At 45.9% G+C, this 244-nt stretch carries 1 protein-coding gene; it reads left to right on the forward strand.

All coding sequences use genetic code 11. The annotated features are described in order from the left end of the window. Nucleotides 1-244 (forward strand): hypothetical protein (locus R0J92_RS25765; protein ID WP_411053781.1); only part of this gene is annotated, 244 nt, incomplete at both ends.

The following is a 244-nucleotide window of genomic DNA, read 5'->3' on the forward strand; positions in this document are numbered from 1 at the left end:
CGATGTATTTAATCCACAGTTTTTCAGCAACTCGCCCTGATGATGTGAATACAGTTGCGGGACGTTGGTTAAATTATGGGGTGTATGCTTATGTGGGAAGTGTTGATGAACCTTACGTCACGGGATTTGTTCCCCCAGAAGCGATGATTGCTCGCTTGTCACGTCAAGTTCCCTTTTTAGTCTCTTCACGCTATGTGGACACGCCCCCTTGGAAAATAACAACGATTGGCGATCCGTTAATGGT

The organism is Tritonibacter sp. SIMBA_163 (assembly GCF_046535935.1).
In the GTDB taxonomy this organism is placed as follows: domain Bacteria; phylum Pseudomonadota; class Alphaproteobacteria; order Rhodobacterales; family Rhodobacteraceae; genus Epibacterium; species Epibacterium scottomollicae.